The following is a 15,648-nucleotide window of genomic DNA, read 5'->3' as shown; positions in this document are numbered from 1 at the left end:
TATCTTAGTCACGCGCTACCAAACCAGAAATCATATAAGGCGTGATGCGTTTAATATAATCTTCAGGTAACATTTCATTATTCTTTTGATACCATGTTTCAGTAGCTTTATAGATACTTGCACTTATCATATTTGCAGCCAATTGTCGTGTGCTATCATCTTCAAAATCAATATCAGCCAACAATTTATACAATACATTTGCAATATGTTCTTGAACAATATGATCTATCGTCTCTGGATAACTTCTATGACATCTTCTATTTAAAGACAATTGAACTCTGCCACTACTTTAAAGATATCGACAATTGTTCTTTCATTCCATGGATTATCTTTAAAATATTCATAATTTAAATTAATTAATAGTTCTTCAGCAAGCGCTTTTTCTAACAAATCATAGATATCACTAAAATGATAATAGAACGTAGCTCTATTGATAAGTGCCTCTTGTGTAATATCTTTCACAGTTATACTTTTAAAATCTTTATCACTAGACAATTGGATAAAAGCTTGCATAATAGATTTTCTCGTTTTAATGACGCGCAAGTCTGATTTTGATTGTACCATTCGACTCCCTCATTTTCTCCCAACATTAGATACTAAATGTTGAATATTCGACATTTTCTACAATTTGTTGGTACTTATTATTCATATTACTACTTATCATAAGAGTATATCAATTTAATTAAACTACGGAGGTACAATTATGAAAAAAAATATGGTGTGTGATATTTATTCGGGTGTTTGCAAACCGAGTGGAGAAAAAGAAATAGAAGATATTAACTTAAATAACCAAAGTCCTAATTTAACTTTATATTATGTAACTGATCCTATGTGTTCACATTGTTGGGCTTTCGAACCAATTTCAAATAAACTATTAGTACAATACGGTCATTTGTTTAATTTTCAAATGATTATGGGCGGCCTTTTAGAAGCTTGGGGGGATGGACCTATTGACCCTGCAAATGGCATTTATAAACCAGCTGATGTGACACCACATTGGCAAGAAGTAGGTCAATATTCACGCATGCCTATCGATGGTACGATTATGGAAATAGATCCTGTGCAATCTTCATACCCAGCATCTCGGTTGTATAAAGCGATTCAGCAATTAGATTCTCCAGCTACTGCTATTGAATTTATTAGATTAGTTAGGGAAGCTGTTTTCGTCTTTAACCAAAATATTTCTGATGACAAAATACTTAAATCAATTGTACAAACTTTATATAAAAATAATAAATCAATTAATATTGAAACTATTTTTGATTTAGCAAATAGTACGCAAGGTCAGCAATTACTATCAAACGATTTTAACTTGGTACGTGAATTAGGTGTCCGAGGTTTCCCTACAGTTGTCATAGTAAATAACGATAACCAAGGTGCTAAAATTGTAGGCGCTAGAGATTTAAATGTTTATATAGATACACTTAAAAAACTTAGCAGCAATGAAAAAACCGTTTCAAAACCTTTGCCAGATTTAGAATTATATTTAAAAAAACAACATCACTTATTTTCTAAAGAAATTGAAGTTATGTATGACATTAAACAAGACGAAGTACCAAATTTTGTTAAACAAAATTTAAATCCTTCAGTTTACATAGCTAAAAATATACTTGGTGAAAATTATTATGAATTTATTTTATCGTAATATGTCACAACCTTACTGACGTTGTGAACGAAACAGTTGACGGTCATAGAACACTTTATGTACATGCACAATTAAAATGTGAGTAATTCATAAAAAACGTTAATTTAAAGTGTCAATTACGCAATTATATCGCCTTTTTAGTTTTTCAAATATTCATTGTAATTAAAAGTTTCTATACTATTAGTTACAATGATATTTTTATTTAGCTGCGTTTCTAAGTATCTACTCACTTCACAAACTGCATTTATTTCTAATGATTCTATGTCATTCATTTCAATTACTACAAAGTCTAACTCTTTAATACTGTGATTCGTTTGAGAAAGTATACTATAAATATGTTGTAGCAATTCTTCATTATATTTGTCTTTCGAAATTGCTACTACTTTTGAATTAATTGGTTCTTGATTTTTATTACGTAAATAAAACAATGTATTAACTTTACTATATTGAACAATAATATACATACAATAACCCCGTTTTATTATTTAATAACCTGTAATTACTATATACACATTACGCACAATTAATAAACAATTTTTAATAAATCACACTCTATTTATTAAAATATAATTTCACAATTAAATATGTTCTTTTTTTACATGATTCCTATCACAATATAAAAAACCTGAGACTATAATTGTCTCAGGTTTCTTTAGTTTAATATTATTTTTTATATTTACTACTTATCTTCTTCATTTTTTCTACGACGCTTGATAAATAGCAATAATGCTCCCAAGCCTGCAAATAATGAACCGAATAAAGTACCTTTATTAACTTCGTCTTTTCCTGTTTCAGGTAATTCATATTTATTATCGTTGCTTTTTCTAGAGTTGTCAGAACGCGTATTTACTATTTCTGAATTATTATTTTGTTTTATTTCAGAACTAGTGTCGCTATTAGATGGTTGACTTATATCTGAAATTTCTGCTGAATCTGGTTTTTGAGTATTTGAGTTTCCTACTGTACCTGGATTTTCTCCGTTACCTGGATTCTCTCCATTGTTTGGATTTTCTCCATTACCTGGATTTTCTCCATTGCCTGGATTTTCTCCATTACCTGGATTCTCTCCATTGCCTGGATTCTCTCCATTGCCTGGATTCTCTCCGTTACCTGGATTCTCTCCGTTACCTGGATTTTCTCCGTTGCCTGGATTCTCTCCATTACCTGGATTCTCTCCGTTACCTGGATTTTCTCCATTACCTGGATTCTCTCCGTTACCTGGATTTTCTCCATTACCTGGATTCTCTCCGTTACCTGGATTTTCTCCGTTGTCTGGATTTTTTCCGTTGTCTGGATTTTCTCCCGTAGTACTTACTATAACAATATTTGGTTTAGATACATTACCATTTTTATCTTTTGCTGTGACTTGTAATTCTTCGCCACCTTTTAAATCTATGCTAGATGGAATTTCAATTGTATAGTTGCCTTCACTGTCTGCAGTACCTGTTGCTGTTTTACCGTCTGGGAACGTTACGGTTACCGTTGATCCTGGCTCTGCTGTGCCACCAATTGTTGTATCTTCACTTGTTACACCATTCACCGTTGGTGTTTCTGGCGCTGTTGTGTCTTTCACTGTTGTTGTTGTTTCTGACGATGTATTACCATTTTTATCTGTTGCTACGACTTTGATGTTTTCTCCGCCATCTAATTTGACATTTGATGGAATATCAATTGTGTAGTTGCCTTCACTGTCTGCAGTACCTGTTGCCGTTGTCACATCTGGGAACGTTACTGTGACTGTTGATCCTGGCTCTGCTGTGCCACCAATTGTTGTATCTTCGCTTGTTACTTCGTTCACCGTCGGTGCTGATGGAGCTGTCGTGTCTTTAACTATTGTTGTTACTTCTGACGATGTGTTGCCATCTTTATCTGTTGCTACAACTTTGATTGGCTCCCCACCGTCTAAGTCTACATCTGATGGAATTTCAATTGTGTAGTTGCCTTCACTGTCTGCAGTTCCTGTTGCCGTTGTCCCATCTGGGAACGTTACGGTTACCGTTGATCCTGGTTCTGCCGTGCCACTAATTGTTGTATCTTCGCTTGTTACTTCGTTCACCGTCGGTGCTTCTGGTGCTGTTGTGTCTACTACTGTTGTTGTTACTTCTGACGATGTGTTGCCATCTTTATCTGTCGCTACAACTTTGATGTCTTCTCCACCGTCTAAGTCTACATCTGATGGAATTTCAATTGTGTAGTTGCCTTCACTGTCTGCAGTTCCTGTTGCCGTTGTCCCATCTGGGAACGTTACGGTTACCGTTGATCCTGGTTCTGCTGTGCCACCAATTGTTGTATCTTCGCTTGTTACACCTTTCACCGTCGGTGCTTCTGGTGCTGTTGTATCTACTACTGTTGTCGTAGTTTCTTCTGATTTGTTGCCATCTTTATCTGTTGCTACAACTTTGATTGGCTCCCCACCGTCTAAATCCACATCTGATGGGACTTCAATTGTATAGTTGCCTTCACTGTCTGCAGTACCTGTTGCCGTTGTCCCATCTGGGAACGTTACTGTAACTGTTGATCCTGGCTCTGCTGTGCCACCAATTGTTGTATCTTCACTTGTTACGTCTTTCACCGTCGGTGCTGATGGAGCTGTCGTGTCTACTACTGTTGTCGTAGTTTCTTCTGATTTGTTGCCATCTTTATCTGTTGCTACAACTCTGATTGGCTCTCCACCATCTAAGTCTACATCTGATGGAATTTCAATTGTGTAGTTGCCTTCACTGTCTGCAGTACCTGTTGCCGTTGTGCCATCTGGGAACGTTACGGTTACCGTTGATCCTGGTTCTGCTGTGCCACCAATTGTTGTATCTTCACTTGTTATGTCTTTCACCGTTGGTGCTGATGGAGCTGTCGTGTCTACTACTGTTGTCGTTGCTTCTGACGATGTATTGCCATCTTTATCTGTCGCTGTTACGACAATGTCTTCTCCACCGTCTAAGTCTACATCTGATGGAATTTCGATTGTATAGTTACCTTGGTCATCAACTGTGCCCGTTGCTGTTGTTCCGTCTGGGAACGTTACTGTGACTGTTGATCCTGGCTCTGCTGTTCCACCAATTGTTGTATCTTCGCTTGTCACTTCGTTCACCGTCGGTGCTTCTGGTGCTGTTGTGTCTACTACTGTTGTCGTTGCTTCTGACGATGTGTTGCCATCTTTATCTGTTGCTACAACTTTGATTGGCTCCCCACCATCTAATTTGACATTTGATGGAATATCGATTGTATAGTTGCCCTTGTCATCAGCTGTTCCTGTTGCCGTTGTGCCATCTGGGAATGTTACTGTGACCGTTGATCCTGGTTCTGCTGTTCCACCAATTGTTGTATCTTCACTTGTTACGCCTTTCACCGTCGGTGCTTCTGGTGCTGTTGTGTCTACTACTGTTGTCGTTGCTTCTGACGATGTGTTGCCATCTTTATCTGTTGCTACAACTTTGATTGGCTCCCCACCATCTAATTTGACATTTGATGGAATATCGATTGTATAGTTGCCCTTGTCATCAGCTGTTCCTGTTGCCGTTGTGCCATCTGGGAATGTTACTGTGACCGTTGATCCTGGTTCTGCTGTTCCACCAATTGTTGTATCTTCACTTGTTACGTCTTTCACCGTTGGTGCTTCTGGTGCTGTTGTGTCTTTAACGGTTGTTGTTAAAGAATCTGAGATATTTCCATTACTATCCATCGCTGATATTAATAGTTCTTCGTCACCTTTTAAATCTATTTTTTCAGGTATAGTAATTGTATATTCACCTTGGTCATTTGCTTTACTTTCTGCTGTAGTACCATCTGGGAATGTCACTGTGACTGTTGATCCTGGTTCTGCTGTGCCACCAATTGTTGTATCTTCACTTGTTACATCTTTCACTGTTGGTGCGTTTGGCGCTGTTGCATCAACTACTATTGTTGAAGCTTCTATTGATTTATTATTAGATTTATCTTGTGCTATTGCTTGAATCTCTTCGCCACCAATTAAATCAACCGTATTTGGAATATCTACGATAAAGTTACCGTGTTCATCCGCTTCTACATCAACCGTGATATTACCAGGGAATGTGATTGTAACTGTTGAATTAGGTTCTGAACTTCCCGCAATTTGTACGTCTTCACTTGATACTCTATTTACTTTAGGCGCATCCGGTGCTGTCTTATCTATAACAGTCGTTGAAGTTGGTTTTGAAATATTTCCTGTTTTATCTGTTGCTGTTACTTGTAGTTCTTCACTACCTTCTAACTTAGTACCGGACGTAATATCTATTGTGTAATTACCTTGGTCATCAGCTGTGCCTATCGCTGTAGTATTGTCTGGGAATGTCACTGTGACTGTTGATCCTGGTTCAGCTTTACCGATAATTTGTGTATCTTCACTTGTTACATCGTTTATTGTTGGCGCATCTGGTGCTGTTGTATCTTTAACCGTTGTTTTAACTGGTTCTGTTTCATTACCAGTATCGTCTGTGGATATAACCTGTAATTCTTCGCCACCTTCTAAATCAACTTCATTCGGAATTGCTATTATATATTTTCCTGTTTCATCTGTTTCACCAGTAGCAACTTCACCATTTGGGAATGTTATTGTGACTGTTGACCCTGGCTCTGCTGTTCCACTAATATTTGTATCTTGACTAGTTACACTGTTAACCGTTGGTGGTGCTGGTGCTGTTGCATCTGTTACTGTTGTTGATCCAGCATGAGAAACATTACCTGCACTGTCTTTTGATGTAGCACTGATCGTTTCTTTACCTTGTAACTCTTCGTTTTCTGGGATAGATACAGTGAAATTTCCATCTTGATCAGCCTTGGTTTCCACAACTTCACCACTTGGGAAGGTCACACTAACTGTCGAATTTGCTTCTGCTGTGCCTTTAACCTCTGTACTTACACTTGTCACATGGCTTATTTGTGGTGCATCTGGCGCTGTTGCATCTATGACTTGAGTGCTACCTTTTTGAGAAATGTTACCTGCTTTGTCCTTCGACGTAGCTACTATCGTTTCTCCACCTTGTAATCCTTCGTTTTCTGGAATGTCTACTGTGAAATTTCCATCTTGATCTGCTACTGTATCTACAACTTCGCCACTTGGAAAAGTCACACTAACTGTTGAATTTGCTTCTGCTTGCCCATTCAATTGCTTACTATTACTATTGACATCATTTAATGTAGGAGCATCTGGTGCTGTTACGTCTGTTACTATACGTGTCGCAACAGATGATTCATTACCTGCTTTATCTGTTGCTATTGCTTTAAATACTTCTCCACCTTGCAGAGTAACACCACTTGGTATATCTACTGTATATCTACCTTGACTGTCAGTAGTTACTGAAACTTTACCACCACCTGAGAAAGCAACAGTTACTGTTGAATTAGGTTCTGCTGTGCCAGTTACTTGTGTGGCTTTACTTGTTATTGGATTTATCACTGGTGCATCTGGTGCTGTCGCATCTGTTACTGTAATTTGATCTGAAACTTCACTTGTTTTTCCACCTTTGCTAGCTGTTGCAGTTAAAATAGTCCCAGCTTTCAATGGTTGATTCAATGTTAAAGAGGCTGCTGAACCATCATTAGGAATTTGAACTTTTCCAATCTCAACATTGTTATTATCTTTAACCGTAACAATTGCACCTGCTGAACCATTAACTTTAATTACTGTATCATTGTCATCAACTGGATTAATTGATGGTGTTGGTACCTTGGAAATATCAATAACTTCAAATGTATTTACTTCATCATTTTCATAATTAGGTGAATCGATTGCGATAGTATAGGTACCCTCAGGTGATTGCGGAATAGATACCGAAAATGTACCATCAGGATTAACTATTGATGTACCAATGACTTTTCCAGTTGCATCTAACACTTTTGCAGTTTGAGTTGCTGCACCTTCTTTTAATGGAACTGACCCAGTTACAACTCTATCCTCATTTGTAATATCGGCCGCATCAGGTTTACCTACTAATGGTGAAGTTTTATAGTTGATGACTTCATCACCATCGTTTTTACCATCTCCATCTGTATCTTCGTTTTCAGGATCTGAAAGTGATACTTGTCGTTCATATCGGTCTAGTAAACCATCTTTATCATAATCTTGTAGTGCTAAAGTTGAAGTCCCTAACGTATTATTTATTAAAAGATTATTACTATCAGTTAAATAACCTGCAAAGGTAAAATCTTCTTTTTGTTTTGTTGTTTCTCGAATAAGATTACCTTCAGAATCATATTCCGCATCTTTAGTTAATATATTATTTACACTTTGATTTAACTTAATTACAATACGAACGCCTACTGTTTCAGGTAAAGTATTGTTAAACTCGATTAATTTATTTAAGTCATTACTAGTAATTGTGCCATTACCGATACTATCAAGCTGTAAATCAGCTACTTTATCTTCAGCGTGATACGTCTTGTCAAAGCCTGAAAGGCCTTTGTAGTCATACGTATGTAATTCTACTCCTTCAATATACGGCAATAAATCTTTATCTATTTGATAATTATATGACCATTGTTTTGATTTAATTTTAGAATATGAGAAGATACCATTTTTCATTATTTGTTGATCAATCAGTAACCCTCCATGTGTTCCTACAGAACCATCATATGTTGCAGAGCCACTACTTGCTTTAAATGCATTACTATTTTCTGGAGAAAGGTTATTTTCTAATTGACTTAAATCTTTGTCAGATGTAGTTAAGAAATAACCACTACTTTCAGAAGTTTTAACTATTTTATTAGAAAGTGAATCTCTAATAAACATTTGATAATTCAACTTATTATTACTTAAATCTCCAGATGCATTCAAAATGTTACCTATCGTATCATCTAACTCTATCTTACCGTTGGCCGCTGTATACTGTGATAATATTTCAGCGCCTCCAAACAAGCCATCATTTGCTCTAATGAAATTTATTTCCCAAGTATTAGTGAAATTACCGTCTTCATCTTTTAATCTTATAAATTCAACAGGGGTATTTCTACCACTAGGATTGGCAGATATTTTTGTGACATGACTCGCTATTTTCGGATCCAATTTCAAATCAATTTTATAGCGATCACCTGAATTTGAACCTGACATGTAACTATGAATATCAAAAGGTATGATATTGCTGTCTAAAGTCTTTTGTGAATCTAACTTGCCTGGATCAAAAATCAATGATGCAAATGTATAGTTGTCCATATAGCCAAGTGATTTTTCAACTTTTTCATTTTGTTCTACTGCTGCTCGTAATGCAGTTGGCGTAGCCATAGAACGCAACAAGGTACGTTTTGGAGTGGCTAACGTTTTCGTTTTATCCTGTTCATTCGAAAGTTGAATAATTGAAGCCTTTAAAATTTCAATATTTATTTCTTCATCAGTTGTATTTTTATAATCAATATCAGCGTTTTCTAAAATTGCTTTAGTGTCTTCTGTTGAAAGCTGACTATTTAAATAGTCTTCAACTGCCTTTTGTTTATTCTCTGTTTCTGACAATTGTTTTGTTAATTTTGACTGTATATGATTATTTGTTTCAGGATTTCTCGTCACTTTCGTAGTTCTTTCTTCTTCAGAGGATGGTTCACTTAATGGTTGATTATCATTTTGTCCATCTAAATTTTCTGTTCTAGTGTCTTCTTTTGTCTTATTAGAAGTGTCAGGATTTTTTTCTAATGCTTTTTCAGTTGGCGTTTCGTTACTAGATATATCTGTATCCTTTGTTGTTTCTGTTGACGTCTCAGTTGATGTTTCATCTGTTGTATCTTCAGCTTTATTTTTATCATTTGTTTGTTCATTACTTTTAGTCGTTGTTTTTTGATCCGTATTATCTTTATTCGTACTATCTTCAGCTGAACTAGAAGTATCATTGTTTACATCTTGTTTTGTTTCAGATATATCTGATGCTTCTGTTGGTTGCTTATTCAAAACCTCATTTGTAGATTCATTAGTGTTATTATATTCTTCTGTATTACCTAATGCTGCACCATTATTATCTAACTCTTTTTGATCCGGATTAAGGTCATTATCAGTTTCTTCTGTTTGCAATTCATTATTAGAATTTTCTGTCTTTTCTTCAGTAACCGAATTTTCACTACGACTTGACGTTGTGTTATTATCTTCTACACTTTTTATATCTTGCACATCAAGTGCTTCACCTTTATCTGAATCATTAGCCTTATTATCATTAGTAATTGAGTCTAATTCATCAGCTTTTACTTCGCTACTAACACCAAATACAAGTGTTGCCCCAATTAATAATGATGCTGTTCCAACTGTAAACTTTCTAATAGAGTACTTGTTTAACCTATTAGGTAAAAATCCTTGTTTGTTTTTCATCTTTTCCCACCTCAAAATAATCTTTATCACAATTTAATTCTACTCAATTAATTTGAAAAATCAAGTTATTTTTTAAAGATAAGTTATTAATTAAAAACAATGTCACAAATCACAGTTGTTCGCAATTTTAAATATATAGTTTTTAGCATACCGCAATTAATAATTTTTCAATATTGTTAAATTTCTAAATTTAGAGGTTCTGTATTGCAATAAATTATTCCATTAAGCATGATAAAATAAATTATTTTGAATTGTAAAGTTGATTAAGTAATGGAAAGTTTTGAAGAACAAATACTACATAAGTACTTAATACCATACAAAAACAAGAAAATTTTTTAATCGTTCATATAGAGTTCATAATCTTACCTTATATTAAAATTAAACATTCATTACAGGAGGTCGTTAAAATGAAAAAATTAATGTTCAGTTCAGCATTTTATACTTTATTAGGCATGCTCAGTGGTCTATTTTATAGAGAGATGTCAAAAGCAGAAAATTTTAGTGGTTATTCGCAATTAAATGTAACGCATACACATCTACTCGTATTAGGTACAATCATGTTTTTAATATTTATGATGATAGAACACCAATTAAAACTTACTCAGCATCATACTTTATTTAATTATTTCTTTTATGTTTATCATATCGGGGTATTATTAACGGTTGCTATGCAATTTGTTAATGGTATAGCAACTATGAAAGGTTTTGAAGTGAGCCCTGCTATTGCTGGCATTTCGGGATTAGGTCATATTGCTATTTCCATTGCTTTCATTTTATTCTTCGTATTATTGAATAAAAGTATTAATGTCAATTCCAAATAATAGTAAATATAGTTAAAGGTCGAATCACGTTTCTAAAAATAGAACGCAATTCGACCTTTTGATTTTATATTAACAATAGTAAAAATCCTAAAATTGTAATAAATAAGTATATCCATTTTTCAAAATTATGATAAGTCGTGTGATTTATTAGATACTTTCCAATAATGACTGAAATAATCAAACAAGGTATGCTCAACAAAAATAAGGATACCGTTTGGCCAGTCCATATCCCTCCAGATGCTTGTCCAATCACTACAAATATCGCTGTAATTAAAAAATGTGCTTGTACCGTACTTCTAAAATCTTTAATATGCCAAGGTGACATTGTGCCATAAATTACAACTGGTACACCGTGTGAATTATACAAACTTCCTAATATACCTGAAATCATACCTGTTAGGCTCGCCCAAATATTAGATTTCAATATGATATTATATCTATTTTTAAAAAAGGTAATTTTTCCAAACGCATATACACCATAAAGTATTAAAAATAGTCCTAGCATCAATTGTATATAAGAGGTTGTAATATGCTGTAAAATCAATATGCCAATTGGAACACCTAATAAGCTCCCTAACAACATCAATAATAATACTTTAATTTTTATATTCCTATAATCTAAAAATATATTTAAACTTGCTACCATTAGTCCAGCTAAGCCTACCAGTGAAATAGATGTATGTAAGTTTAGCCCTATCAATGTTAAAAGTGGCATGCTCACGAGTGCTTCCCCAAAACCAAAATATGTTCTGACTAAACCACCTAAAAATATAGCAATTAAAATGTAAACTAAAAATAAATCCATACTTTAACTCCTGATTTAGTTCGTCATCAATACGTGTCATATTTCTTCCACAATATTATGTTATTTATTAATATTTTTAATTAATGCTTAATGATAATAAAATTTCAGACACTATTAAAATAATTATACCAAACTTTAATTCAGATATTTAAAAATCAGACCATTCTTCATAGTTCTATCATTCATAAACTTTCAAACTTGCTTTTTTTGTAAAAAGGAAATATATTATACAAAACTAGTATATTTTTTATACCAAAGGTGTTTAATCTATACGATAATGGTTATGAGTATTGAGAAGTTTTATTGCTATTATACTGATAACACGAGCAACTGAAAAGTTTATTACGAGGAGGTATATATATGAATATCGTTGGTCACCATCACATTTCAATGTATACAAAAAACGCTCAAAAAAATAAAGACTTTTATACTCAAGTATTAGGACTAAGGTTGGTTGAAAAATCAGTTAACCAAGATAATCCTAAAATGTATCATTTATTCTTTGGAGATGAAATTGGTTCTGCTGGCACGTTATTAAGTTTTTTTGAAATACCACTTTTAGGGAAAAATCGTCCTGGAACTGATTCTATCTATCGCTTATCATTACTTGTCCCTGATGAAAATGCTCTGAATTTTTTTAAAGAAAGACTAAATCAATTCAAAATTACATGGACATCATTAGATTATTTAAATCAGCCTGCTATTACTTTTAATGATATAGATGGTTTGGAGATTATTTTATTAGTTAATGGCAATTATCATACACCGAATGCTTGGAGAAAAAATCCGTATAGTGAGATTCCCGAGCAATACCAAATTTTAGGTATGGGCCCTGTAGAACTAAGAGTTAAAAATGCTCAAGCCACGCTCGATTTCTTAAAAAATAGCTTGTCATATACACTTAGAGAAGATGTAAACGAAACTGTTATGACTTTAGATCAAAATGGATTATATACTGATTTTGTTATTGTAGAACAACAAGGTGAACGTGCTAGACCTGGTCAAGGTTATGTGCATCATATTGCTGTTAATACACCAAAAGATAGTGATTTAAATTCAATTCATAAAATAATAGAGCACCAACCTGAAAATAATTCAGGAATTATAGACAGATACTTTTTCAAATCTTTATATTATAGACAAAATCGTATTTTATACGAATTTGCTACGAATGAACCTGGATTTACGGTAGACACAAAAATAGAAGATTTGGGTAAACATTTAAATTTACCAGACTTTATGGAAGCACAACGAACAGAAATTGAAAATAATCTACATGAATTATAGAAAGGTGATTATATGGCACATTTAAAAATGAATGAAAATACTCCATTGGAATTTGGGCTCTACTCATTAGGTGATCATTTATTAAATCCGCATAATGGAGAAAAAGTGAGTTATGAGCAAAGAATTAATGAACTTATAGAAGCTAGTCAATTAGCTGAACAGGCTGGTATTGATGTATTTGGTGTCGGTGAAAGCCACCAAGAACATTTTACAACACAAGCACACACAGTAGTTTTAGGTGCCATAGCGCAAGCCACTAAAACAATAAAAATTTCCAGTTCTTCTAGTATTATAAGTGCTGCAGATCCTGTAAGAGTATTTGAAGATTTTGCTACTTTAGACTTAATTTCACATGGCCGAGCTGAAATTGTAGCAGGTCGCGCTTCACGTACAGGTATATTTGATTTATTTGGATTAGATTTGAATAATTATGACGAACTTTATGAAGAAAAACTTAATTTATTAATGGAATTAAATAAAACCGATAAAATTACTTGGTCAGGCAAATTTAGACCTGATTTAAATAACATGAAGATCTTCCCACGTCCAATTGATGACACATTACCTATTTGGCGCGCAGTTGGAGGCCCTCCCGCAAGTGCTATCAAAGCAGGTAGGCAAGGTATACCAATGATGATTACAACACTCGGCGGTCCAGCAATGACCTTTAAAGATTCCATTGAACAGTACAGACTCACTGCGCAAGAAAATGGTTTTAATCATTCACCGGAATCTTTACCAGTATCCACAGCAAGTTTATTTTATACTGCTAACACAACTCAAGATGCTTTGAAAGAGTTCTACCCACATCTAAATGTTGGAATGTCATTTATTAGAGGTACAGGTTATCCAAAACAACAATTTGCAAAAGCTCCTGATTATAGAGATGCTTTAATGGTTGGTAGTCCACAACAAATCATCGAAAAAATTCTGTATCAACATGAATTATACAATCACCAACGATTTATGGCTCAAATTGATTTTGGCGGTGTTCCGTTTAATAAAATTATGAAGAATATAGAACTTATAGGTAATGAAATTATTCCAGCTGTAAAAAAACATTTAAGAAAGTAGGTCAATGATACTATGAATATTGTATTACTATCTGGCTCTAGCGTTGGTTCAAAAACACGTACTGCCATGACTTATTTGAATCAAGCACTTAATAATCAAGATGATACGCATCATGTTAATTTTATAGATTTAAAAGAGTTAGAATTGGTGTTTAGTGATGGAAGAAATTATTTAGATTACAGTGGCGATACGTTATATCTTACTCAAACTTTGATGAATGCTGATGTCATTTTCATCGGATTTCCTATCTTCCAAGCTTCCATTCCAGGTACATTGAAAAATGTATTTGACTTACTACCAGTTAATGCATTTAAAGATAAAATCGTAAGTATAGTTGCAACTGCTGGATCACCAAAACATTATCTCATCCCTGAAACACAACTAAAACCGATATTAGGTTATATGAAGGCACATATTATGCAAACTTATGTATTTATAGAAGAACGTGACTTTTCAAATGGTGAGATTGTAAATGATGACATTTTATTTAGATTAGATGACTTAGTTTTATCTACATTACGCACTTCAAAAGCATATACACAAGTTTTGAAGGAAGAAGAAAATCAATATGACTTCTAAATCGTTACTATCAATATATTAAATTTCATTAAAAAAGCACTTTGGATATTAGACTTTTAATCTAATCATTCCAAAGTGCTTATAAATTCAATGAAACTTTTTAAGTTTCAAACTTAATGTTCTGTGTTTTTATCACTTGTTAAATATCTTCTATAAACGATCATTAATCCTAAAATTCCAAATAGAATTTCGAATGCATAAGGGTTCTTTTTGTCTAATCCAGTATACGGTAAATTCATATTGAAGTTATTTTCTTTATTTGGATTTTCAAATGATTTTTTATTTAATACTTCAAGGTTGTGACGATTATTTTGAACATTAAATTGACTTAAATTTATGCCTAGCGATTTGCTATTTATAGTCGCTTGTTCGTCATTATCAAAATGACTTGTATTATGCTTATCTTTTACTTGCTCCGTGTCCAATGCCTGTTTCTTACCTAATATACTATTATTATCTTTATCATTTACTTTTGTTACTGATGTGATGTTATCTAATTTAGTCTGTAATCCATCAATATTTGCTGTACCGCTTGGTAAGTTACTTATTTTTTCTTTTGCAATTCGTCTTATTGAATCCAATTTTTCTATGAGTTTGTCTAAATCAGCTTGCTCACTAGGAGTAATCAGACCATCTTTTCTAATCTCTTTTATCTTATTAATGATTTTTGTTTGTGCTGCTTTAGCGTCTGCAATTGCTTTTTTGGCCTCTGAAACTTGTTTTGTATCTAAGACACCATTACTATCTGCATCGTTCACTTCTGGTGATGTTACTGGTGTAATATCATTTATTCTTTTCCGTAATACATCTTTATTTGTGATTCCGTCCGGTAGAGCGTTTAACATTTGCATTGCTGATGATTTGGCTTTTTCAATATCTACATTCATTTTATCAATCTCAGCTTTTTCAGTTGGTGTCACTAATTGATCTCGTGTTACCTCGACTAGTTTTGTTTCAGCTTGTTGTTTTAATTGTGTTGCTGCTTCTATAGCATCTTCTACTTTTCTTATTTTTGCTTTTTTTAAAGCTTCATTTATTGTATCTGCTACTTCTTGAATATTAACAGCTTTGTTAGTAATATTTACGCCCCTTAACACATTTGGATCTAAAGTATCACTTAGAATATAACCAAATAATT

At 33.8% G+C, this 15,648-nt stretch carries 11 protein-coding genes and 1 pseudogene; 5 read left to right on the top strand and 7 right to left on the bottom strand.

Translation table 11 applies throughout. From position 1 onward, the window contains the following. Window positions 1-4: 4 nt before the first annotated feature. Together KA856_RS13815 and KA856_RS13810 are read right to left on the bottom strand one after the other, a co-directional pair. Window positions 5-271, bottom strand: a complete 267-nt coding sequence (locus KA856_RS13815) for a hypothetical protein (protein ID WP_245336583.1) — start codon at window positions 269-271, stop codon at window positions 5-7. After that, window positions 262-564: a TetR/AcrR family transcriptional regulator gene (locus KA856_RS13810; protein ID WP_245336582.1), complete on the bottom strand. Its 303-nt coding sequence runs from the start codon at window positions 562-564 to the stop codon at window positions 262-264. Before KA856_RS13810 ends, KA856_RS13815 begins: the two co-directional genes overlap by 10 nt. Window positions 565-703: 139 nt before the next feature. Here KA856_RS13810 and KA856_RS01435 point away from each other — a divergent pair, with 139 nt between their 5' ends. Beyond that, on the top strand, window positions 704-1,645 hold the full coding sequence (locus KA856_RS01435) for a DsbA family protein (RefSeq protein WP_210138426.1): 942 nt from the start codon (window positions 704-706) through the stop codon (window positions 1,643-1,645). A gap of 137 nt (window positions 1,646-1,782) precedes the next feature. Here KA856_RS01435 and KA856_RS01430 read toward each other — a convergent pair whose 3' ends face one another. The 3 genes and pseudogenes from KA856_RS01430 to KA856_RS14090 all read right to left on the bottom strand — a co-directional run. Beyond that, window positions 1,783-2,109, bottom strand: coding sequence for a hypothetical protein (locus KA856_RS01430; protein ID WP_107386340.1), 327 nt, complete (start codon window positions 2,107-2,109; stop codon window positions 1,783-1,785). Window positions 2,110-2,324: 215 nt separating this feature from the next. Beyond that, complete coding sequence (locus tag KA856_RS01425; RefSeq protein WP_481906137.1) at window positions 2,325-8,183, bottom strand: Ig-like domain-containing protein; 5,859 nt, start codon at window positions 8,181-8,183, stop codon at window positions 2,325-2,327. Between the two features lie 1,667 nt (window positions 8,184-9,850). Then, a pseudogene (locus KA856_RS14090) lies at window positions 9,851-9,944 on the bottom strand (YSIRK-type signal peptide-containing protein); the annotation flags it as partial. A gap of 407 nt (window positions 9,945-10,351) precedes the next feature. On the opposite strand from KA856_RS14090, the gene KA856_RS01420 reads away from it, so the two are divergent. Beyond that, window positions 10,352-10,765 (top strand): DUF2871 domain-containing protein, encoded by a 414-nt coding sequence (locus tag KA856_RS01420; protein ID WP_107383459.1) that lies wholly within the window; start codon window positions 10,352-10,354, stop codon window positions 10,763-10,765. Window positions 10,766-10,829: 64 nt separating this feature from the next. Here the strand turns inward: KA856_RS01420 and KA856_RS01415 are convergent, their stop codons facing one another. Continuing rightward, on the bottom strand, window positions 10,830-11,570 hold the full coding sequence (locus KA856_RS01415) for a sulfite exporter TauE/SafE family protein (RefSeq protein WP_107386620.1): 741 nt from the start codon (window positions 11,568-11,570) through the stop codon (window positions 10,830-10,832). Window positions 11,571-11,930: 360 nt separating this feature from the next. Here KA856_RS01415 and KA856_RS01410 point away from each other — a divergent pair, with 360 nt between their 5' ends. The 3 genes from KA856_RS01410 to KA856_RS01400 are packed head-to-tail and all read left to right on the top strand — an operon-like array spanning window position 11,931 to window position 14,510. Continuing rightward, the gene (locus tag KA856_RS01410) at window positions 11,931-12,857 is read left to right on the top strand and encodes a VOC family protein (RefSeq protein ID WP_107386619.1); all 927 of its coding nucleotides are present in this window, start codon (window positions 11,931-11,933) and stop codon (window positions 12,855-12,857) included. 12 nt (window positions 12,858-12,869) lie between these two features. Then, complete coding sequence (locus tag KA856_RS01405) at window positions 12,870-13,931, top strand: LLM class flavin-dependent oxidoreductase (protein WP_107383462.1); 1,062 nt, start codon at window positions 12,870-12,872, stop codon at window positions 13,929-13,931. 12 nt (window positions 13,932-13,943) lie between these two features. Continuing rightward, entirely contained in the window at window positions 13,944-14,510 is a 567-nt protein-coding gene (locus tag KA856_RS01400; protein ID WP_040030339.1) for an NADPH-dependent FMN reductase, read from the top strand. A gap of 113 nt (window positions 14,511-14,623) precedes the next feature. Here the strand turns inward: KA856_RS01400 and KA856_RS01395 are convergent, their stop codons facing one another. Next, window positions 14,624-15,607: a GA-like domain-containing protein gene (locus KA856_RS01395; protein ID WP_210138424.1), complete on the bottom strand. Its 984-nt coding sequence runs from the start codon at window positions 15,605-15,607 to the stop codon at window positions 14,624-14,626. Window positions 15,608-15,648: the final 41 nt, after the last annotated feature.

The organism is Staphylococcus sp. GDB9P120P, from assembly GCF_017893435.1.
Lineage (GTDB): Bacteria > Bacillota > Bacilli > Staphylococcales > Staphylococcaceae > Staphylococcus > Staphylococcus cohnii.
This window is presented reverse-complemented; position numbering and strand designations above follow the sequence as displayed.

Excerpts from the sequence above, each read along its gene's own strand:
- KA856_RS01425 (WP_481906137.1), bottom strand. The coding sequence starts at position 8,183 with ATGAAAAATGGTATCTTCTCATATTCTAAAATTAAATCAAAACAATGG.
- KA856_RS01405 (WP_107383462.1), top strand. The coding sequence starts at position 12,870 with ATGGCACATTTAAAAATGAATGAAAATACTCCATTGGAATTTGGGCTC.
- KA856_RS01420 (WP_107383459.1), top strand. The coding sequence starts at position 10,352 with ATGAAAAAATTAATGTTCAGTTCAGCATTTTATACTTTATTAGGCATG.
- KA856_RS01430 (WP_107386340.1), bottom strand. The coding sequence starts at position 2,109 with ATGTATATTATTGTTCAATATAGTAAAGTTAATACATTGTTTTATTTA.
- KA856_RS01435 (WP_210138426.1), top strand. The coding sequence starts at position 704 with ATGAAAAAAAATATGGTGTGTGATATTTATTCGGGTGTTTGCAAACCG.
- KA856_RS01410 (WP_107386619.1), top strand. The coding sequence starts at position 11,931 with ATGAATATCGTTGGTCACCATCACATTTCAATGTATACAAAAAACGCT.
- KA856_RS01400 (WP_040030339.1), top strand. The coding sequence starts at position 13,944 with ATGAATATTGTATTACTATCTGGCTCTAGCGTTGGTTCAAAAACACGT.
- KA856_RS01415 (WP_107386620.1), bottom strand. The coding sequence starts at position 11,570 with ATGGATTTATTTTTAGTTTACATTTTAATTGCTATATTTTTAGGTGGT.
- KA856_RS13810 (WP_245336582.1), bottom strand. The coding sequence starts at position 564 with ATGGTACAATCAAAATCAGACTTGCGCGTCATTAAAACGAGAAAATCT.